Source organism: Microcystis sp. M_QC_C_20170808_M9Col, assembly GCF_007095495.1.
In the GTDB taxonomy this organism is placed as follows: Bacteria; Cyanobacteriota; Cyanobacteriia; order Cyanobacteriales; family Microcystaceae; genus Microcystis; species Microcystis aeruginosa.
Window position 1 is genome coordinate 1 of the sequence record NZ_SFBZ01000073.1, and the last position, 18751, is coordinate 18751.

The window sequence follows — 18751 nt, forward strand, 5'->3', positions numbered from 1 at the left end:
ACTGATAACTGATAACTGATAACTGATAACTGATAACTGATAACTGATAACTGATAACTGATAACTGATAACTGATAACTGATAACTGATAACTGATAACTGATAACTGATAACTGAAAACTGATAACTGATAACTGATAACTGATAACTGATAACTGATAACTGATAACTGATAACTGATAACTGATAACTGATAACTGATAACTGAAATTATTTTCCCAAAGTTAACTCCTCTTTTTTGCCGAGGATACCCTGGGGTCGCCAGATCATTAAAACCATGAGCAGCAGACCGATAATCATAATCCGTAAAGCCCCTAATTGGCTATCATTAAAAATATCTAATCGGGGCAGAATAAAGCGAGTCAGGGAATCGTAAGCCCAGAAAATTACCGCTCCTAGTAAGGTGCCGGCATTGCTACCAGAGCCACCGAGAATGATAATAATCCAAGCGTTAAAAGTCAATAACGGTTCAAAATTAGTCGGGTAAATAGTGGTTAATTGCCATGCCAAAAAAGCCCCAGCTAAACCAGCGATCGCACCGCCTAACATCAAAGATTGTAACTTATACCAAAAGACATTTTTTCCTAAAGCCCGGGGAATTTCTTCATCTTCCCGAATCGCTTTGAGGATGCGTCCCCAAGGCGATCGCAAAAGTAATTCTAAACCAGTATAAACGAGAGCGAGGAGGACTAAAACTACCACCATCAGCCCCGCTTTGTAATTATAGTCATTCAAGGCAATTACACCGTTTATATACAGAAAAAGCAGGATTATCGCCCCTAACGACCCCCAAAAGATTAAAGCCCTCTTTTGCGTCGGTTGATAGCTTTTGCCGCTAATTTGCCCCGCTTCGCGCCATTGTCGTTGCAGATTGCGCCCCAATTGCCAGAGAGCAAAGATAGCAAGCAGGGTAAACAGGGCAATAATTAATAATTTGACGGGAAAACTGGGATTTATATCCAAAGGTAGGGGATAACGTTGTAGTCCGAAACTGCCTTTCGTTAACCAATCCTCGTTAAGCACCAGTAAACGAATTAACTCAGATACCCCGATGGTGACAATCGCTAGATAATCGGCTCTTAATCTCAGGGTGGAAAAACCGATCGCCAATCCCAACAATGCCCCTAGGATCGCCCCGACAATGGCGGCAAAAATCATCGGTACACCCTGTAAAGTTAATAAAACCGTTGCATAAGCCCCTAAAGTGGCAAAAGCAACGTGACCAAAGTTAATTAAGCCAGTAAATCCCCATTGTAGATTTAAACCGAGGGCAAAAATCGCGTAAATACCCGCCCAAATTGTCAGGGAAACTAAATAATCTGTCATGTTATGGCAATTATCTTAATAGTGAGGTACAAAGTTGTCGGTTTCGGGAGTCAGGAGCCAGAAGTCAGGAGTCAGGAGACGATGCCCAATCCAGTTATACTTCATACTTATGAGAAACGCTATAACTCAAAAACGATCTTCAAGGTAAAAAGTAAAAAAGGGGTTGGGGGAGATGGGGGAGTGGGGAGAGGAGGAGAAAAAAGCTGAAAACTCACATCTGATTACTGATCACTGAAAAGGCTGATTGCTAACTGCTAGTATAATATCAGTTACAACGGCCTCTGTAGCTTGATGGACAATTGTGACGAGCGGAGGGTGCTAGGCTATCAATACTGAAAAAACCTTGTCCTGTTAATTTCTATGCCTCTTTTGATTCTAATTGCCGATGATGACCCCGGTATCCGCCTAGCGGTCAAAGACTATTTAGAATTAGCAGGTTATAGTGTGGTGGCGGCGAGTAATGGTTTGGAAGCTTTGAATTTATTGGATACCTATCATCCCCATCTTTTGGTATCGGATATCAAAATGCCGCGTTTAGACGGCTATTCTTTGGTGACTAAGGTGCGGCAACAGCCAGAATTTAGGTTATTACCAGTAATTTTTTTAACCGAAAGAGGGTCAACAGAGGAAAGAATTCGCGGTTATCAAGTGGGTTGTGATATCTATCTTCCTAAACCTTTTGAGATGGAGGAATTAAAAGCAGTTATTCGCAATCTTTTAGAGCGAGCGCAAATGGTGCAAAGTGAACGTCAATATCAGAAATTAAAACCGGAAGAAAGCCCCAAAACTAGGGATGTTTTAACTTCTTCTTTACAGGACGATTTTAAGTTAACTAATCGCGAGCGGGAAGTGTTAGAACATTTAGCCCGGGGACTTTCTAATAGTGAAATTGGGCAAAGACTGCATCTTAGTTCTCGCACGATCGAGAAATATGTTAGCAGTTTACTCAGAAAAACAACTACTAACAATCGCGCCGAATTGGTGCGTTTTTCCCTCGAACACAGATTAATCGATTAGCTGGAAGAAAAAACTTAAATTTTGTTTTTTACGTCCTCCAAAAGACTGCCACAGGAGTCTAAAAGTAGCTCGATTACGCGGTCAAAACCTTCCCGACCACCGTAGTAGGGATCGGGAACTTCTTTTTCTGGGTGATAACGGGCATAGTCACACATTAACTTGACCTTTTCTTGATATTTTCCTGTCCGATCTAGGGATAAAATATCTTGATAATTGGCTTTATCCATGGCTAAGATTAGATCAAAATTCTCGAAATCCTCGCGGGTAAATTGTCTAGCTGTCCCTTGCAGAGGAATACCGCGTTTTTTGGCCGCCGTATTCATGCGAGAATCGGGAGGAGAACCGATATGATAACCGGCAGTCCCCGCCGAATCACAGAGGATTTTATTGCTTAATCCTTCTTGTTCAATCAGATAATTCATGATATTCTCGGCAGCGGGAGAACGACAGATATTTCCTAAACAGACGAAGAGTAGTTTATAGGGCATAAATTGACCGGTAGAATCATCACTAAATTGCCAATTATAGGGCATTTTTAACATCCCGATAAAGATTTATCCTCAAAAAACTCCTCGCTGTCCATTAACCTAATTTTGGCTAATCCCAAGCTTTCTAAATAATCTTGCCACCCTTGGGGGGTATCTTCGATCGCTAATAATCCTAATACCCTAGCTACGTCTGCTACCCAGGGTAGGGTGTGAATTCTATAACCCTGCCAGTTTACTTCTAAGGATAACCAAGCGGGAATCTCTTGGGGGTTAAATTGTTGGCAGGCAAGATAATCAGCTTGAAAGCAGTAAATCCGAGGTGGTTTTTGACTCTCTAACAAGGTTAAACACTCCTTCTAATCTGGACATTAATCTCTTTCCTCATATTTTAGGTGAACCTCAGCATAATTTCTGTTAAATATGAACTTCTCTTGTCAAGAAATAGTTAAAAAACAACTGATAACTAGGCCGAGTTTCCTCAAGGCAATTTACCCTTAATTCTCCCCTAAGCGAGGACGAATAATTAAATAAATTGCCGGACCGATTAGAGGTAATAGGGAAATTACCGGCAACAGGAAAGGATTTTTTAATCCCCGTCGGGTTAGATCATCTTGCAGCAAAATTGGACATAATAGGGTTAAAAGACAGAAATCTAAACTCATAACATGAATAAAACGGCTAGTTTGCCACTGATGCCAAAAATCAGACCAATTGCCGTTAATTAATCCGTAAGCGATTAAAATTGCCGCAGTAATTAGGGCAATTACTCCTAACCAAGGTGAGTCTAAAAGTTTAATGACCAGATTTTTTTTACCAGTAAAATTGCTGTTGGATTGACGGAGAGTTAGATAGGGTAAAATAGCGAAAGCACCCACGGCAAAGGAGGCAAAAGTAAAGGGCCAAGCGATGATTTTTTGGTCACGACCATCGATAATTAAAAGGCTAGTGTAGATAAGTGGCCAAACTCCCATCAGGTTAAAAAGAGCGATAATTAACGGGTTGATATTTTGCCATTTCCCAGTGGAAAGATCGATAATTAAATTTATTGTATCTGGTTGATCGGGGGGTGCTAGTAAAAAAGCGTATAATCCGAAGCCTAACCAAAGTAAACCGAGAATAATTTTTGTTAACATGAGAGTAGATAATTAGCTTAATTGAGTAATGGATTTCTCATCGGATATTTTAGTCCAAAAGTGAGCAAAATGTCAAGCAATATTATACTAAATCTGGTTATTAAAGACTGATTATTTATTCCCCCTTTTGCATGAGTGCCTTTTCCATGAGTGCCTCTCCTTACAAGTAGCCTATACTTAACGGATTTAGTATTACCTAATCAATGATCGCTAATTTTTAGGGAAGACGACGGTGATTCATGGTTTCTGCTGGGTTAGTTTCTACATTTTTAGAGTGGAGTAACCGAGTTTGTTCGAGGATAGTTTCTAAGTCTTCATCCGAGAATTCTTCTACATAGTTTAATTTCACTTCTTCTAGGAATATAATTAATAACATCTCGATTCTTTCTAAACTGTGACGGGATTGTAATTCCCCGGCGAGAGATTGCCCGAAACGTTGGACTAATTGCTGCAATAAACGCTCAAAAACTTCGTCTTCCTGGGTAATCTTTTCAGCTATATTAACAAAGGATTGATACAATTGACTAGATAGACGATTACTCAAGTCAGTTTTTAACCCTTTCATGCCGGGTAATCGCAATAAGCTCTGATACGCAGGAGTTTGACTGAGAATTTTCTCGATATTGTATTTAATTAAAGCTTCTGCTTCTGGTTTAATTTGCGGTAAAACCTTGTCAACGGTGCTATTAACTACTAACTGAAAAATTTCAATAACTTCATTAGTATCATTGAGATTATTATATCCGCCATTGAGGGATCGATCGAGAAGTTTCTCCACTTGTCCCTGTCGAATATATTCCTGAATTTTATTAATGATTCTCAGAACAATTATCTCAGTAACATCTTTAGAAATTAGCGCAACTAGGCCTTTAACGGCCTGTTCTTTAATTAGTCTTAAGTTAATAATTTTAACTTGATCTAGGCGAATAACGGTAGGAATAAATCGCAGCCATCTCCAGATAGGAATAAACAGAAAAATATCATACCAACGCCATAACATAGCCTCGCGCCACCGTAGGCCTTTATGAGTGCGAGCAATCCACCAAGTTCTCAGCATAAATTCCCAGAAAAAGATGGTACCAAATAAAAAATCGATCGCCTCAAAGTTATCTATCGGTCTCCCATCTTCTCCTAGGGGACGAAAATAATTAGTTTCTATTAAAGGTTGAATTTCTTGATTAAAAAACTTCAACTCTTTTTCCCAGCCATTTTGAATGAGATAATCCCAACTCCAAAACTTCTGAAAGGCTGCTTTTGCGGAAACATTTTCCGTTTTAAAAACCCGCAAGCGCATTTTATTTTTAATCTTCTCTAAAGTCCCAGTTTTCTCTGCCAATGCAAAGGGATTATTATCAATCATATTGACACTTTTTTGGCGCAAATTGTCTAAAATTTTTTCAATTTCTTGGCGATATTCTTGCAGATTAAACTCTGGGTTAAAGAGCTTTTGATTAATTATTTGATTAAGTTTATTAACCGTATCTAAATATTCACTGGTACTGCGATAGGGTTTAATCCCTTTCACCACATCATACTTAGCGATTCCTTTAACAAAGGGAATTTCTAGGGGTTTATCGGGAGGTATTTGTAATTCTTGAAAGGAAATCGGCCCGAGTTTTATTGGTTCATTAAATCTTAATAAAGTTATTTGCAAGCGTCCCTGTAACCAAAAATCTCGCAGGGGAACATAGGTTAAATCGAAAATAACAAGAATATAATTGCATAACACCAATAGGGCCATGCAAGTCTCAAAGAGATTGCGCGGGGAAAAACGACGGTTTCTGATCACGGGGGTTTTAGTCAAAGTCATTAGCCTAGAAAGCACACTTTGACTATGGTAAACCAAAACGCCTAATTTTTTAGACCCAAAGCGATAGAAGTAGTGAAAAAAGAGCGGTTAAACTTAGTTCTGCCTCAGCAATTAATAGATGTGGTCTTCTATTCTGTGATAGCATCCTAGCAGATTCAGTTAAGCAGTTAGCTACAGCTTCTTTGGCAAGAACATTTTTATTATAAGTCGGTAAGTCGCAGATTAGCATAAAATCACCCTGAATTGATTTTTATCTGTCAATAAGCCTAGAGCCTCGTAGGGTGTTTTTCCTTGCGTCAACCCAACCTATAATAATTGCTGCTCTCGTAGGGTGTGTTAATAAAGTATTGACAATGTAAATACATCCTGCCTATACTACAAGTATGGATGTCTATTTTGTCCTCAGTGGCATTACTTTTGTTTGGAATGACGAGAAATCTAGGATTAACCCGATCAACCATGACGGTATTACGTTTCAGCAAGCAGCAGAAGTCTTCTTCGATCCACTGCTGGTTGTTGTTGATGCAAGTCGCAATGATCAGGCACGAGATGCGGTCATTGGGTTAGATAGACGGTGGAATCTCCTGTACGTCGTCTATATTGAGCCTGAAAACGACATCATTCGGATCATTTCGGCTCGCAAAGCCACACGCAAGGAACGTGAGTATTATGAAAGTTGAGGCATTAAAAAAACGACTGGAGAAAAATCGCCCTATGACTACAATCACGATTCCTATTCCCGAAGATGTGATTGAAGATTTAAAGCGGGTTGCACCGTTGCTTGGTTTCTCAGGTTATCAACCTTTGATGCGTGCTTACATTGGACAAGGGCTGCGTGCGGATTTGGAGCGTCTAGAGGGAGATACAATTTCTGCTCTCGTTGCTAGTTTGAAGCGTCATGGTGTAAGTGATGAAGTGCTGCAAGAAGCGTTGAGTGAAGTTACTCCGCGTTAGTCTAGGTTTTCGGCCTCCTAGGTTGAGTTAAGCGAAACAATACGGGGTCGAAAATGGCTCAATTCGATTGAAAAAGCGAAACCCAACCACCCCAACGGTTATTCTTAGTTGGGTGTAAAGCACCTTATCTGAGGTTAAAATTTATTCTTTCTAATTGTTGCTAGAAATGGGTTATGATGTTTATGCGTTTAGGGGCTAAAGGAGAAAAATCATGGTACGTTGGTCACTAACCGGATCAGCTTTAGGACAAAAAGGCGCAAAAAAGGGAAGCTTATCCCAATACGTTGAAGAAGCGGCACAAAGAGCGAGCTTTGAAGAAACCGTGGATTCTGTCCAAGAACGTAACTTGCGTTATTCCGAGGAAGAAATCGAAGAATCTATCAATGAGGCTATCCGAGAAACTCGTGCTGCGTCTCGTTCTTGATACCAATATTCTAATTTCTGCACTGTTACGCAAAAATACACCGCCTTATCTTCTTTATCAAGCATGGCGTGTGAATCTGTTTGAGCTAGTGACCTCGACATCGCAACTTGAAGAATTACAGCGAGTGATGGCTTATCCTAAATTGCAACGTTATTTCACCCCAGAAGAAGCCCAAACCATGTTAGCAGGGATAACCGCTTCTACCCTCTGCGTGACATCCCTCCCTATTGTGTCTTATTCACCCGACCCAGATGATAATATCATTTTGGCCACAGCGATTGCGGGTAAAGCTGATTATCTGGTGAGTGGGGATAAATCGGATTTGCTAAAACTAGGCGTTATTGAAGATATTCTCATCATAACCCCCCGTCAAGCCTTAGATATTCTTCAACAGCTTATCCCTACCTAGGATGAAAATAATTATAAATTTCCTTAGCTAATTGTTCCCCAATTCCTGTCACCTGTTGCAATTGTTCTAGGGAAGCTTCGCGAATATAATCCAGAGAATGAAAATGAGCTAATAAATCTTTTTGTCGCTTAAAACCTAAACCCGGTATCTCATCAAGACGGGAACGGCGACTTTTTTGCATCCTTTGTTGTCGGTGAAAGCTAACAGCAAAGCGGTGCGCTTCATCCCTGACTCGACGCAATAATTGCACTCCGGGTTGTTCCTTATCCGTCTCTAAAGGAGAGGATTCTCCTGGTAAAAAAATCTCCTCTCTCTGTTTAGCTAAACTAACAACTTTTACCTGTTCTAATAAATTCATCTCCCCTAAAACTGTCACCACTGCCGATAATTGTCCTTTTCCCCCATCAATCATGACCAAATCGGGAAAATCATCACTTTCGGCAATATTATCGGTATTTTCGGCATAACGACGGAAACGCCGGCGAATTACTTCTGCTAAACTGGCAAAATCATCGGAATGGCCGATTTTAACCTCGGGATTTTTGATTTTATAGTGACGATAATGTTGATTAGCGGCCACCCCATCGATAAACACCACTCCCGACGCGACTGCATTAGAACCCTGAATATGAGAAATATCATAACCCTCGATGCGGTGCGGCAGTGCCGGTAAATCGAGAATTACCGCTAAATCCTGCAAAGACTGTAAATCTCGGTCGGCGCTTCTTTTCGTCTTTTCTAACTCATAAAGAGCGTTTTTCTCGACCATAGCTAATAAATCCGCTTTACTTTGCCGTTGGGGGACAGTTAACTCGACTTTGCGACCTTTTTTTTCCCTTAACCATCCCGCTAACACCTCACCTTCCGGTAATTCGCAGGGTAACAGGATTTCGCTAGGAATTTCCACCCCTTCCACCGATAAATAATGTTCTTCTAGGACTTTTTGCAGGATTTCTCCCTCGTTTGCTGACTGACTATCGGCAAAAAATCCCAAACGTCCCACCAAACGACCGGAACGCACTTGGAATAATTGTATGCAACAATGCTGCTCGTCTTTAGCTAAAGCGATCGCGTCCCGGGATACGGTATCATCGGGTAAAGAGACTTTTTGATCGGTATTAAGAGCCTGTAATCCGCGAATTTGATCCCTAATCGTGGCCGCTTTTTCAAAATCTAGGTTTTCCGACGCTTCTAGCATCTTTGCTGCTAATTTCTCTAATAATTCTCCCGTCCTTCCCTGAAAAATCATCGCCACTTTCTGCAAGGTTTCCCGATAATCTTGGGGACTAATTAATTTTTGACAAACCCCCGGACAACGACCGATATCATAATTTAAACAGGGACGGTCTTTAAAAAGAGGTTGGGGACGTTGACGCAGGGGAAAAGTGCGTTTAATTAGGTGTAAAGTGTGGCGCAGCAGCCTGGTATCGACGTAGGGACCATAATAACGGTCTTTTTGGTTATTTATGCTACGTTTGCGGGTGATAAAAATGCGCGGGTAGGTTTCCGACCAAGTAATACAAATGTATGGATATTTTTTATCGTCCTTGAGGAGAGTATTAAAATGGGGCTGATGTTGTTTAATTAGATTAGCTTCCAGGGCCAAAGATTCTGCTTCCGTGTCGGTGACGATAAATTCAATTTCTGTCACCTGTCGCACCATCAAAGCAATGCGGGGACTGAGGGGTTGACTGGGACGAAAATAGGAACGGACTCTAGACCGGAGTTTTTTGGATTTACCGATGTAGAGAATTTCGCCATTTTGGTCGCGCAGGAAGTACACCCCCGGTTCGAGGGGAATTTCCCGAAGACGATTTTCTAGGCGATCGAGGTCTTGGATTAGGGTAGAGTTAAGATTATTCCCGAACATTCTTTTATATTAGGGTTTGCGGCAAAAAGTTTGTCTTGGGTGTGGGGTGTGGGGTGTAGGGTGTGGGGTGTAGGGTTTTACCGATTTTCAGGGAAAAAGTCCCGGAATTTTCCCCCCCATTACTCCAATGGCCGGTACTTTTGGATTTCAAAAAGGTCTAAAAGTCTTATCGAACAATGTTTTTAGATTTATTCAGCAAACCCTATATTAGACAAAAAAACTACGCCAGTGGGTATTAGCTGACGTTTGGCAAGATATTTAGGGCAAATCTTCACAAAAATTAATAGGCTTCCGATTCGATTTGCTTAATCGGGACGAAACATTCCCCGGGGAGAAGAATCGGTTTATTGTTAAAAATCAATTGTCCCCGATGATTGTCGCGGTTAATAGCGACACCGAAAGGACGTTTACTAACTCTGCTATTGAGGGTACAGTAGATGCGATAAATGCGTCTGGCCGCCCGTAAGACAGTAGGATCTAACAAAATTGGGATTTCCATATCGACACGTTGTTGTTCTGTTTTCTCGGATAGGGCTACCATATCACTCGTCTCCCCACGATTAAATTGACATATTTATTAAATCAATGTTATACGACGATTTCGGAATTATGCCACTTTTGTTAGAATTCTAAAACTTTCAGGATGGCCTGGCCCATAGCTTGGCATCCCACTAAGGTCATACCTTCCGAGAAAATATCTCCGGTACGATAACCGAACTCTAAGACTTTTTCTACGGCTTTTTCCAGTGCTGCTGCCGCTAAAGGCTGATTTAGCCCATATCTTAACATCATAGCAGCACTGAGAATCTGGGCGATCGGATTGGCTTTATCTTGGCCGGCGATATCTGGGGCCGAACCGTGGACGGGTTCAAAAACTCCCACCCCAGCAGTCCCTAAACTAGCGGAGGGTAACATTCCGATACTACCGGTTAACATGGCCGCTTCATCGGAGAGAATATCACCGAATAAATTGCCCGTGACGATAGTATCAAATTGTTTGGGGGCCCGGACTAACTGCATGGCCGCGTTATCGACGTAGAGATGAGACAGTTCCACATCGGGATAATTAGCGGCCATTTTCGTCATCCGGTCGCGCCAGAGTTGGGAAACATCAAGAACATTAGCTTTATCGACGGAACAGAGTTTCTTGCCGCGTTTTTGGGCAATTTCAAAGGCCACCTTAGCGATGCGGTCCACCTCCGATTCTAAGTAAACCATGGTATTTACACCGCATTTTTCTCCCGTTTCTGTCTCAAAAATCCCCTTCGGTTGACCGAAATAGACACCCCCGGTCAATTCCCGGACGACCATGATATCCACTCCCTCGATAATCTCCCGTTTGAGACTAGAAGCGTCGATTAATTGCGGAAAAATGGTGGCAGGACGTAAATTAGCAAAAAGACCTAAGCCAGATCTTAAGCCTAATAATCCCGTTTCTGGCCTTTGCTGCCGGGGCAAATTATCCCATTTATAACCCCCGATAGCGGCCAGGAGAACAGCATCACTATTTTTACAGGCGCTCAGGGTTGCTTCGGGGAGGGGACTGCCGGTTTCATCAATGGCTGCCCCTCCAATTAAAGCGGTTTGGAAGTCAAACTGGAGGTCAAATTTTTTAGCGATGACTTTCAGTATCTCTACGGTGACAGCGAGGATTTCCGGCCCGATGCCATCGCCGGGTAGCAGGGTAATGCGATACTGTTGCGTCATAGTTCTAGAACGGTAAAATAGGTCAGACTCTTAATTATAACATAGTTAGGTGGGCTTTTTTCTCCTAAAAATGTCAATCTTTGCCAGAAAAACCAGGGAACCGCTGCGGAATTAGCTAGGGAAATTCTCGATCCTCTGGTATTAATTATAAGGGGCAGTTAATCCCCGATAACTAGACTAATTCCACATGGGAATCATCCCCGATCATAAAGCGTAAAGCTTTTGGACGTTGGGGGGCAATTTCTAATTTTGCCCGTCGTCCAATAACACTATCAACTATGCGCTGATGAATGCCAATAATCGTGGCATCTTTGAGAATAACACTGTGTTCTATGTCGGCATCGATTAATTTTACTCCATTAGCCACACTGCTATAGGGACCGATAAAACAATTCTCAATGTGACAATTTTCTCCAATAATTACAGGACCGCGAATGGTACTATTAATAATTTTACTACCCTGACCAATTTGTACCCGTCCGATCACCTGACTATTAGCATCAATTTCTCCCTGCAAAGCGATTTCTAGACTGGTATCAAGGATAATCCGATTTGCCTCTAATAAATCATCTTTTTTACCCGTATCTAACCACCAACCCAGTAGTTTATTGGCTTCTACTGCTTTATTTTGATTGATTAATTCTTGGATAGCATCGGTAATTTCTAACTCACCCCGGCCCGAAGGTTGAATAGATGCGATCGCTTGGTGAATGGTGGGGGCAAAAAAATAAATCCCCACCAAAGCTAAATTTGAGGGGGGGTCTTTGGGTTTTTCGACTAAGTATAAAACTTTGCCGGTTTCATCTACTTTTGCCACCCCAAAAGCACTGGGATTAGACACTTTTCGCAGGAGAATTAAAGCATCAAGGGACTGTTTTTGGAAAGAGTCTAAAAAGGGCGATAAATCATCCTCAATTAGGTTATCACCCAAGTACATAATAAAGGGGGAATCTCCTAGGAAAGATTGGGCAGTTTTAACCGCGTGAGCTAATCCAGCTGGTTGATCTTGGCGAATATAAGTTATCTTAGCCCCAAACTGTTCACCATTGCCCGTGGTCTGACGAATTTCTTCCCCAGTTTCGGGACTGATAATAATGCCAATATCGGTAATTCCTGCGGCCACAATTGACTCGATTCCATACCATAAAATCGGTTTATTGGCCACGGGAACTAACTGTTTTGCCCCAGTATAAGTTAGGGGACGTAACCTCGTACCTTTGCCACCAGATAAAATTAGTGCTTTCATAGTGTTAAAGATTAAATAGTTGGTTGAGCATAGCTTTGAGAGAATCCCGCCAATAGGGAGGAATATAACCCAATTGTTGCGAGATTTTTTGACCGGAAAGAACCGAGTAGGCTGGACGCACTGCTGGGGTAGGATATTCAGCCGTAGTAATGGGAATTACTCTCTGAATTTTTAGGGGAATACCGCTTATTTTTGCCTCCTCAAAAATCGCTTTAGTTAAATCAAACCAACTGGCAACACCGCTATTAGTAAAATTATAGATTCCTGCGGGATTATCGGCATTAATTAAAAGCTGAGTAATTGCCGCGGCGATATCTTTTGACCAAGTGGGACTTCCCAGCTGATCAACAACTACTTTTAACTCCTCTCTTTCCTTGCCTAATCTCAGCATGGTTTTGACAAAATTACTTTTGCCATAACTGCCGTAAACCCAAGCAGTCCGCAGGATAATTGCCTGAGAATTAACAGTCTTAATCTCCTCTTCTCCCCTTAACTTTGATTGTCCATAAACCCCTAAAGGATTAGTTAGATCGGTTTCTAGATAGGGAGTATTTTTTCGACCATCAAACACATAATCGGTGGAAATATGGAGAAATTTAGCTTTAGTTTTCTCGGCAGCTTCCGCCATGATTTTCGGGGCTATCGCATTGATAGAATAGGCTAAATCTGGCTCGGTTTCGGCTTTATCCACTGCCGTATAAGCGGAGGCATTAACGAGATAATCGGGGTGAATTTCCCTAATTAACTGGCCGATTTTTTCCGAGTTAGTTAAATCTAGTTCTTCTCGACCGATACTAATAACTTCACCTAACTGGGGTAAAGTTACTTGTAACTCTTGTCCCACTTGACCTTTAGCACCAATTAGTAAAACTTTTTTCATTGTCTTTAGGGGAAAACTTCCACGGATTTAAAGGGTTGTCCAGCTTGGTCTTTAGGGGAGAGAATCGGCGGGGTCTCTAATGGCCAATCAATCCCTAAATCGGCATCATTCCAGGCGATGGTTTTTTCGTATTGGGGATAATAATAATTAGTGGTTTTGTAGAGAAATTCTGCTCGCTCGGAGAGGACTAAAAACCCATGGGCAAAACCTTCGGGAACCCAGAAAATACGTTTATTTTCCGCACTTAAAACACAGCCTACCCATTGCCCAAAAGTGGGGGAACTTTGACGCGCATCCACTGCCACATCAAAAACACTACCATTCACTACTCGCACCAGTTTACCCTGGGGATTGGGGATTTGATAGTGCAATCCTCGCAGGACATTTTTTAGGGACATAGAGTGATTATCCTGGACAAAAGTGGTATTAACACCAGTTTTTTCTCGAAAATCTTTCTGATTAAAACTCTCCAAGAAAAAACCTCGATCGTCTCCGTAAACTTGCGGTTCAATAATTAAAACATCAGGAATTTCCGTGGGAATAACTTTCATAAAATCGGAGACAAGATAACTTTTGCGGGTAGTTTAGCACAAAAGGGTATTTTTTTCTAAATTTTTTGATTAATCTTTCCTCGGTAACTGAATAATGATAAGATGAGCCTAACTTAGTTAGAGCATAAACGACGTGGTACAAGTCTCTACACACACCGCTACTCAATCTATCCCCGTGGAGGGAGAAGCCTTAAAAAACTGGTTACAGACTAGGGCTAATCAGATTATCGCCGGCGATCGACTCAGTAAGCAAGAGGCCTTAGCTTTAACTGCGATCGAAGGTCAGGAAAATATTTTCAGCTTATGTGAGGCTGCCGATCGCATTCGTCAGGCCTGTTGTGGTAATACGGTGGATTTATGTAGCATTATCAACATAAAATCGGGAAGTTGTTCGGAAAATTGTAGTTTTTGTTCCCAATCCGTCCACCATCCCGGAGAAGATTCGCCTATCTACGGTTTAAAAAGTCGCGAGGAAATCGTCAGCCATGCGAAAGCGGCAGCCGAAGCGGGGGCCAAACGCTTCTGTTTAGTTAGTCAAGGACGGGGATTAAAGTATAATAGCCCCAAATACAAGGAATTCGAGGAAATACTAGCCACAGTTCAAGAAATCATCGAAACAGCCAAGATTAAACCCTGCTGCGCTCTGGGAGAGTTAACCCTTGCCCAAGCGCAGGCCTTAAAAGAAGCCGGAGTTACCCGTTATAATCACAATCTGGAGGCTGCCGAGAATTTTTATCCTAACGTGGTCTCCACCCACAGTTGGCAGGATCGGGTAGAAACGGTAAAAAACCTGAAAGCGGCGGGAATTCAGGCTTGTACGGGCGGAATTATCGGTATGGGGGAAAGTTGGACCGATCGTATCGATTTAGCTTTTTCTCTGGCGGAATTAGAAGTGGAATCAGTGCCGATTAACCTATTAAACCCCAGAAGTGGCACCCCTCTAGGTCATTTACCCAAACTAGACCCCTTTACTGCCCTAAAAGCGATCGCTATTTTCCGGTTTATCTTGCCCCAACAAATCCTCCGTTATGCCGGGGGACGAGAGGCAGTCATGGGAGAATTGCAAAATCTGGGGCTAAAATCGGGAATTAATGCTATGCTGATTGGGCATTATTTGACCACTCTAGGACAACCCCCCCAACAGGATCAGGCGATGTTGGCTGATCTTAGTCTAATAGGAGGAGAAGCCCCCATCCCCGGTGAATACCAACCCCAACAGGCAACCTAAATCACGTCGAGGACGAGAATCTCCGCCCCGGCGCACTTCCGCATCGGTTCCCAATGAGTTAATCTGGGCTTTGATTGGTTTGTTGCTGACAACTTTTAGTACATTTGTTCCAGTCAGCCTAGCTAGTTGGTCGGCTGCGGGTCTATCTTCGCAAAAACTGGGCATAACTTACCAAATTGGGGCAGTATTGTTAACGGGCTGTCTGGGGGGCAAAAATGCTGGGCTTCTCGCCCAGGTGGCCTATATTTTCCTGGGTTTAACTTGGTTGCCGGTGTTTGCCCAGGGTGGGGGAATGGGTTATCTGAAAGAACCCAGTTTTGGCTATATTTTAGGCTTTATGCCGGGGGCATGGCTGTGTGGTTGGCTGGCTTTTCGCTGGCGCGCCAAGATAGAAACCCTGGCTTTAAGTGCTTTTGCCGGTTTGTTAGTGATTCATCTGTGCGGTTTATTATATATGCTGGGATTGTCGATTTTTCAGCCCCAAGCTAGTCAAATCACCTTTCCCGATAGTTTGCCCACCCTATTTATGAATTATTCAGTCTGGCCATTTTTAGGGCAGTTAGTAGTAATTTGTGTGGTGGTAATTATTGCCTTTTTCTTCCGTAAATTATTATTTTACTGATGCCACAGCCAATGTTAAAAAAGAATCGCTGGTTTTGGATAGTGGCGGTGATTGGTCTAATTTTAGACCAATTAACTAAGTATATAACCGTGCAGAGTTTTGAGCAAATTGGTGATACTTTCCCGATTATTCCGGGGGTTTTTCATTTTACCTATGTGATTAATACTGGGGCGGCTTTTAGTGCTTTTCGGGGCGGTGTTGGTTGGCTAAAATGGCTATCCTTATTAGTTAGTTTGGGATTAATGGCTTTTGCCTACTTTGGACCGCATTTAAATCGTTGGGAACAATTAGCCTACGGTTTTATTTTAGCAGGGGCTTTCGGCAATGGTATCGATCGCTTTTTGTTTGGTTATGTGGTGGATTTTCTCGATTTTAGATTGATTAATTTTCCTGTTTTTAATCTGGCCGACGTTTTTATTAATATCGGGATTATTTGCCTCTTAATTTCTACCTTTCCCCACAAGTCAAGGATCCCGTAGGGGCGAAGCATTCGGGCGATAACCTATCGCTGAAACCGTAGATTTCCTATCCGAATGCTTCGCCCTTACTTTTTCAGTTCAAATGCAAGTGGAGTGACTCTTAAATTATTACAGATATATCAGCAGCCGTCTGTAAGCATCCCACCGAAAAACTAATGCGCTCCGGGGTTTGGGGGCGGCGCCACGCCCCCAACGGGTAGGGTTGATTCATGAATCAACCCTACTATGAATCAACCCTACTATGAATCAACCCTACCCCTGCCCCCTGCCTCCTGCCCCCTGCCTCTGTTATCCTCGATCGGGTGAGCAATGCCCACCCGAAAAACTATGCTTCTGTTGCAGAATTAGAGCGATCGAATTTACTAACTAACTGAGGATTTTCTGACCAAGCATCGATAATACTAATATTACCATTGAGAAAATTCTGTTTAATAGCGCGGCGTTGAATTTTGCCACTGGCAGTTTTGAGAATTGTTCCCGATTTAGCCAGAACAATCGCATGGGTCATAATTTCGTGTTCTTCGGCGATTTCTTGACGGATATCGGCGATTAATTTAGCCGTATCTAATTCGCCGCTGCGACGTTCTAATTCCTGGACAATAACTAACTGTTCCTCGCCATTATCTTCAATGGAAAAAGCCGCACCATAATCGGGACGAAAAACCTCATTAAGATGCTGTACTGACCATTCTAAATCCTGGGGATAATGATTACTGCCACGGACAATAATTAAATCCTTAATCCGTCCCGTGATATACAATTCCCCATCGAGAAGAAAACCTAAATCTCCGGTGCGTAAAAACGGTCCTTCTCCTGTATCAGCAAGATAAGCTTGAAAAGTCTCTTTGGTTGCGTCTTCCCGTTGCCAATATCCAGCGGCCATACTGGGGTCACTGGCCCAAATTTCGCCCACTTCATCAGCTGCACAAAGGGTGAAAGTATCGGGATTAACGATAGCTATACGGGTATCACAGACGCGACGACCACAACTAGGGACGGATCTAACTCCCGTGGTTCGATCGGAGCCTACAGGGACAATTTTACCGCGTTCGTAGGCGGTTGCATCCAAAGCGGTGATAATTGGGGTGGTTCCCTTGGGTTTATTGGAAATCAAGAGGGTATATTCAGCTAATCCGTAGGCAGGGGCGAAAGTTTGCCAAGAAAAGCCGTAATCGGCAAAAGTATCGACAAATTTGGCCATGACCTTCGGGTTAATCGGTTCGGCGGCATTTCCCGCGGCCTGCCAACTGCTCAGGTCTAATTCCGCTAAATCGGCAGCTTTAATCCTGCGAGTACAAAGATCATAGGCGAAGTTGGGGGCCTGACTATGAGTAACTTTGTACTTAGTAATATTTTTTAACCACTGCATCGGACGCTTAATAAAAGCAAAGGGAGACATGAGATAGCAGGGTGTACCGTTGTAGAGGGGGACGGTGATACCTTCGACTAACCCGTAATCGTGAAAATAGGGCATCCAAGTTAGGGTAACGCTATCCGGTTCGTAACCACAAGCTTTTTGCAAGTAACCGCAATGGTGCATCAGGTTAAAATGACTTAACATCACCCCTTTGGGGATATTAGTCGAACCGGAGGTATATTGCAGATAAGCAAGCGCCGATTTATCCACCTGGGGATCTTGCCATTGGTCCGCTAGGGAAATATCAATACTTTCGGTAGTAATCCATTTCATTTGGTCGAATTCTGGGAATTCTTCCTTAACACCTTCAATAAGAGTCAGAATACTTTCGGTAACTAGGGCAAAGGTGGCATTAGCATCCTTGACAATTGCCCGTAAACGGGGCAGAGTGCGCTTAAGTCGTCCCGATTCCGGTGGGGGGACGGGAATGGCAATCACTCCCGCGTAGAGACAACCACAAAAAGCGGCCACTACTTCTAAACTTTGAGGATAGAGTAACAAGGCCCGTTCCCCTTGGGCCTGGTATTTTTGCAAATAGGCGGCGATTGCTCTTGCTTGGCGATCGAGTTCACTGTAGGTTAAAGGTGGGGTTTCTTTTCTACCATCGATAAGAAAAGTGTAGGCATGGCCCTCTGGTTGTGCCGTGGCGCGGTAACGTAAGAGTTCTACTAGGGTGGCAGGTTGAATTAAGGTTTCAGTCATCGTTGTTATCGGGCTTATTGGCGCTATTGTATAGAAGTTTTAAGATATTTGCCCATGGCGCTAGGATAAAGTGCGAAAGGCGATCGGTCAAGGTATAGGATTAAGTAGCTGGTTATAATTAAATTAAAAATGGATTTTAGGTTCGATCCCCCCTAGCCCCCCTTGATAAGGGGGGAAGCCGAAGGCGGGGGGATCCCCCTTGATAAGGGGGGTGTCTGATGATTTTTAACGCCTACCTACTTAAGTTATTGGTTAAAATCCCGCCCGCCTTATCTGTGCAATTGTGGTAAAAAGCTATAATTAATCAACCCTAAAATATCGGGAAAAAGTCATGACAGCCCTAGACATTATCCCAGATGTCACCTATCCCCCCACAGATTTATGGAGTGATGAACCACCATTGGAAAGTGATCTACACCTGCAACAGATCATCATTCTCCTTAGTTGTCTAGAATTATTATGGCGCGAGAGGAGTGATTACTACGCTT

The 18751-nt window shown here is 42.7% G+C and carries 20 protein-coding genes and 1 pseudogene; 9 read left to right on the forward strand and 12 right to left on the reverse strand.

Features of this window, described 5'->3' with window-relative positions; translation table 11 throughout:
- Positions 1 to 210: 210 nt before the first annotated feature.
- Positions 211 to 1326: a branched-chain amino acid ABC transporter permease gene (locus tag EWV68_RS04595; RefSeq protein WP_287168975.1), complete on the reverse strand. Its 1116-nt coding sequence runs from the start codon at positions 1324 to 1326 to the stop codon at positions 211 to 213.
- Positions 1327 to 1686: 360 nt separating this feature from the next.
- Between EWV68_RS04595 and EWV68_RS04600 the strand changes: the two genes are divergently transcribed.
- Positions 1687 to 2343, forward strand: coding sequence for a response regulator transcription factor (locus tag EWV68_RS04600; RefSeq protein ID WP_061431602.1), 657 nt, complete (start codon positions 1687 to 1689; stop codon positions 2341 to 2343).
- A gap of 14 nt (positions 2344 to 2357) precedes the next feature.
- Here EWV68_RS04600 and EWV68_RS04605 read toward each other — a convergent pair whose 3' ends face one another.
- The 4 genes from EWV68_RS04605 to EWV68_RS04620 form a co-directional block, all read right to left on the reverse strand.
- Entirely contained in the window at positions 2358 to 2876 is a 519-nt protein-coding gene (locus EWV68_RS04605) for a low molecular weight protein-tyrosine-phosphatase (protein ID WP_061431734.1), read from the reverse strand.
- A 2-nt stretch (positions 2877 to 2878) separates the two neighbouring features.
- Complete coding sequence (locus tag EWV68_RS04610; RefSeq protein ID WP_045361517.1) at positions 2879 to 3172, reverse strand: hypothetical protein; 294 nt, start codon at positions 3170 to 3172, stop codon at positions 2879 to 2881.
- A gap of 153 nt (positions 3173 to 3325) precedes the next feature.
- On the reverse strand, positions 3326 to 3964 hold the full coding sequence (locus EWV68_RS04615; protein WP_061431601.1) for a hypothetical protein: 639 nt from the start codon (positions 3962 to 3964) through the stop codon (positions 3326 to 3328).
- Between the two features lie 217 nt (positions 3965 to 4181).
- Positions 4182 to 5774: a DUF445 domain-containing protein gene (locus EWV68_RS04620; protein ID WP_287168977.1), complete on the reverse strand. Its 1593-nt coding sequence runs from the start codon at positions 5772 to 5774 to the stop codon at positions 4182 to 4184.
- Between the two features lie 383 nt (positions 5775 to 6157).
- On the opposite strand from EWV68_RS04620, the gene EWV68_RS04625 reads away from it, so the two are divergent.
- The 4 genes from EWV68_RS04625 (at position 6158) to EWV68_RS04640 (ending at position 7561) form a co-directional block, all read left to right on the forward strand.
- On the forward strand, positions 6158 to 6454 hold the full coding sequence (locus EWV68_RS04625; protein ID WP_061431599.1) for a BrnT family toxin: 297 nt from the start codon (positions 6158 to 6160) through the stop codon (positions 6452 to 6454).
- Positions 6444 to 6728 carry a hypothetical protein gene (locus tag EWV68_RS04630; protein ID WP_061431598.1) on the forward strand — a complete coding sequence of 95 codons (285 nt, stop codon included), beginning with the start codon at positions 6444 to 6446 and terminating at the stop codon, positions 6726 to 6728. Before EWV68_RS04625 ends, EWV68_RS04630 begins: the two co-directional genes overlap by 11 nt.
- Before the next feature lie 211 nt (positions 6729 to 6939).
- Positions 6940 to 7152 (forward strand): ribbon-helix-helix domain-containing protein, encoded by a 213-nt coding sequence (locus EWV68_RS04635; RefSeq protein WP_061431597.1) that lies wholly within the window; start codon positions 6940 to 6942, stop codon positions 7150 to 7152.
- Entirely contained in the window at positions 7112 to 7561 is a 450-nt protein-coding gene (locus tag EWV68_RS04640) for a putative toxin-antitoxin system toxin component, PIN family (RefSeq protein ID WP_002776239.1), read from the forward strand. The genes EWV68_RS04635 and EWV68_RS04640 overlap by 41 nt, the downstream gene beginning before the upstream one ends.
- Here EWV68_RS04640 and uvrC read toward each other — a convergent pair.
- The 6 genes from uvrC to rfbC form a co-directional block, all read right to left on the reverse strand.
- Positions 7554 to 9431 carry an excinuclease ABC subunit UvrC gene (uvrC, locus tag EWV68_RS04645; protein WP_287168979.1) on the reverse strand — a complete coding sequence of 626 codons (1878 nt, stop codon included), beginning with the start codon at positions 9429 to 9431 and terminating at the stop codon, positions 7554 to 7556. The genes EWV68_RS04640 and uvrC overlap by 8 nt on opposite strands.
- 280 nt (positions 9432 to 9711) lie before the next feature.
- Positions 9712 to 9972, reverse strand: coding sequence for a hypothetical protein (locus EWV68_RS04650; protein WP_002734814.1), 261 nt, complete (start codon positions 9970 to 9972; stop codon positions 9712 to 9714).
- Between the two features lie 80 nt (positions 9973 to 10052).
- Positions 10053 to 11138 (reverse strand): 3-isopropylmalate dehydrogenase, encoded by a 1086-nt coding sequence (gene leuB / locus EWV68_RS04655; RefSeq protein WP_287168981.1) that lies wholly within the window; start codon positions 11136 to 11138, stop codon positions 10053 to 10055.
- A 172-nt stretch (positions 11139 to 11310) separates the two neighbouring features.
- On the reverse strand, positions 11311 to 12384 hold the full coding sequence (locus EWV68_RS04660) for a glucose-1-phosphate thymidylyltransferase (RefSeq protein WP_287168983.1): 1074 nt from the start codon (positions 12382 to 12384) through the stop codon (positions 11311 to 11313).
- Positions 12385 to 12388: 4 nt separating this feature from the next.
- Entirely contained in the window at positions 12389 to 13264 is an 876-nt protein-coding gene (gene rfbD / locus EWV68_RS04665) for a dTDP-4-dehydrorhamnose reductase (RefSeq protein WP_061431593.1), read from the reverse strand.
- Between the two features lie 5 nt (positions 13265 to 13269).
- A complete protein-coding gene (gene rfbC / locus EWV68_RS04670; protein ID WP_061431592.1) occupies positions 13270 to 13815 on the reverse strand; it encodes a dTDP-4-dehydrorhamnose 3,5-epimerase in 546 nt (181 codons plus the stop codon).
- A gap of 133 nt (positions 13816 to 13948) precedes the next feature.
- On the opposite strand from rfbC, the gene bioB reads away from it, so the two are divergent.
- From bioB to lspA, 3 genes are read left to right on the forward strand one after another with little or no spacing between them, the layout of a single operon-like run.
- Complete coding sequence (gene bioB, locus EWV68_RS04675) at positions 13949 to 15043, forward strand: biotin synthase BioB (protein ID WP_287168984.1); 1095 nt, start codon at positions 13949 to 13951, stop codon at positions 15041 to 15043.
- Positions 15015 to 15665: a biotin transporter BioY gene (locus tag EWV68_RS04680; protein ID WP_287168985.1), complete on the forward strand. Its 651-nt coding sequence runs from the start codon at positions 15015 to 15017 to the stop codon at positions 15663 to 15665. Before bioB ends, EWV68_RS04680 begins: the two co-directional genes overlap by 29 nt.
- 11 nt (positions 15666 to 15676) lie before the next feature.
- Positions 15677 to 16144: a signal peptidase II gene (gene lspA, locus EWV68_RS04685; protein ID WP_287168988.1), complete on the forward strand. Its 468-nt coding sequence runs from the start codon at positions 15677 to 15679 to the stop codon at positions 16142 to 16144.
- Positions 16145 to 16469: 325 nt separating this feature from the next.
- Here the strand turns inward: lspA and EWV68_RS04690 are convergent, their stop codons facing one another.
- Complete coding sequence (locus tag EWV68_RS04690; protein ID WP_287168986.1) at positions 16470 to 18263, reverse strand: fatty acyl-AMP ligase; 1794 nt, start codon at positions 18261 to 18263, stop codon at positions 16470 to 16472.
- A 331-nt stretch (positions 18264 to 18594) separates the two neighbouring features.
- Here EWV68_RS04690 and EWV68_RS04695 point away from each other — a divergent pair.
- Positions 18595 to 18751 (forward strand): annotated as a pseudogene (locus tag EWV68_RS04695) (Uma2 family endonuclease); the annotation flags it as partial.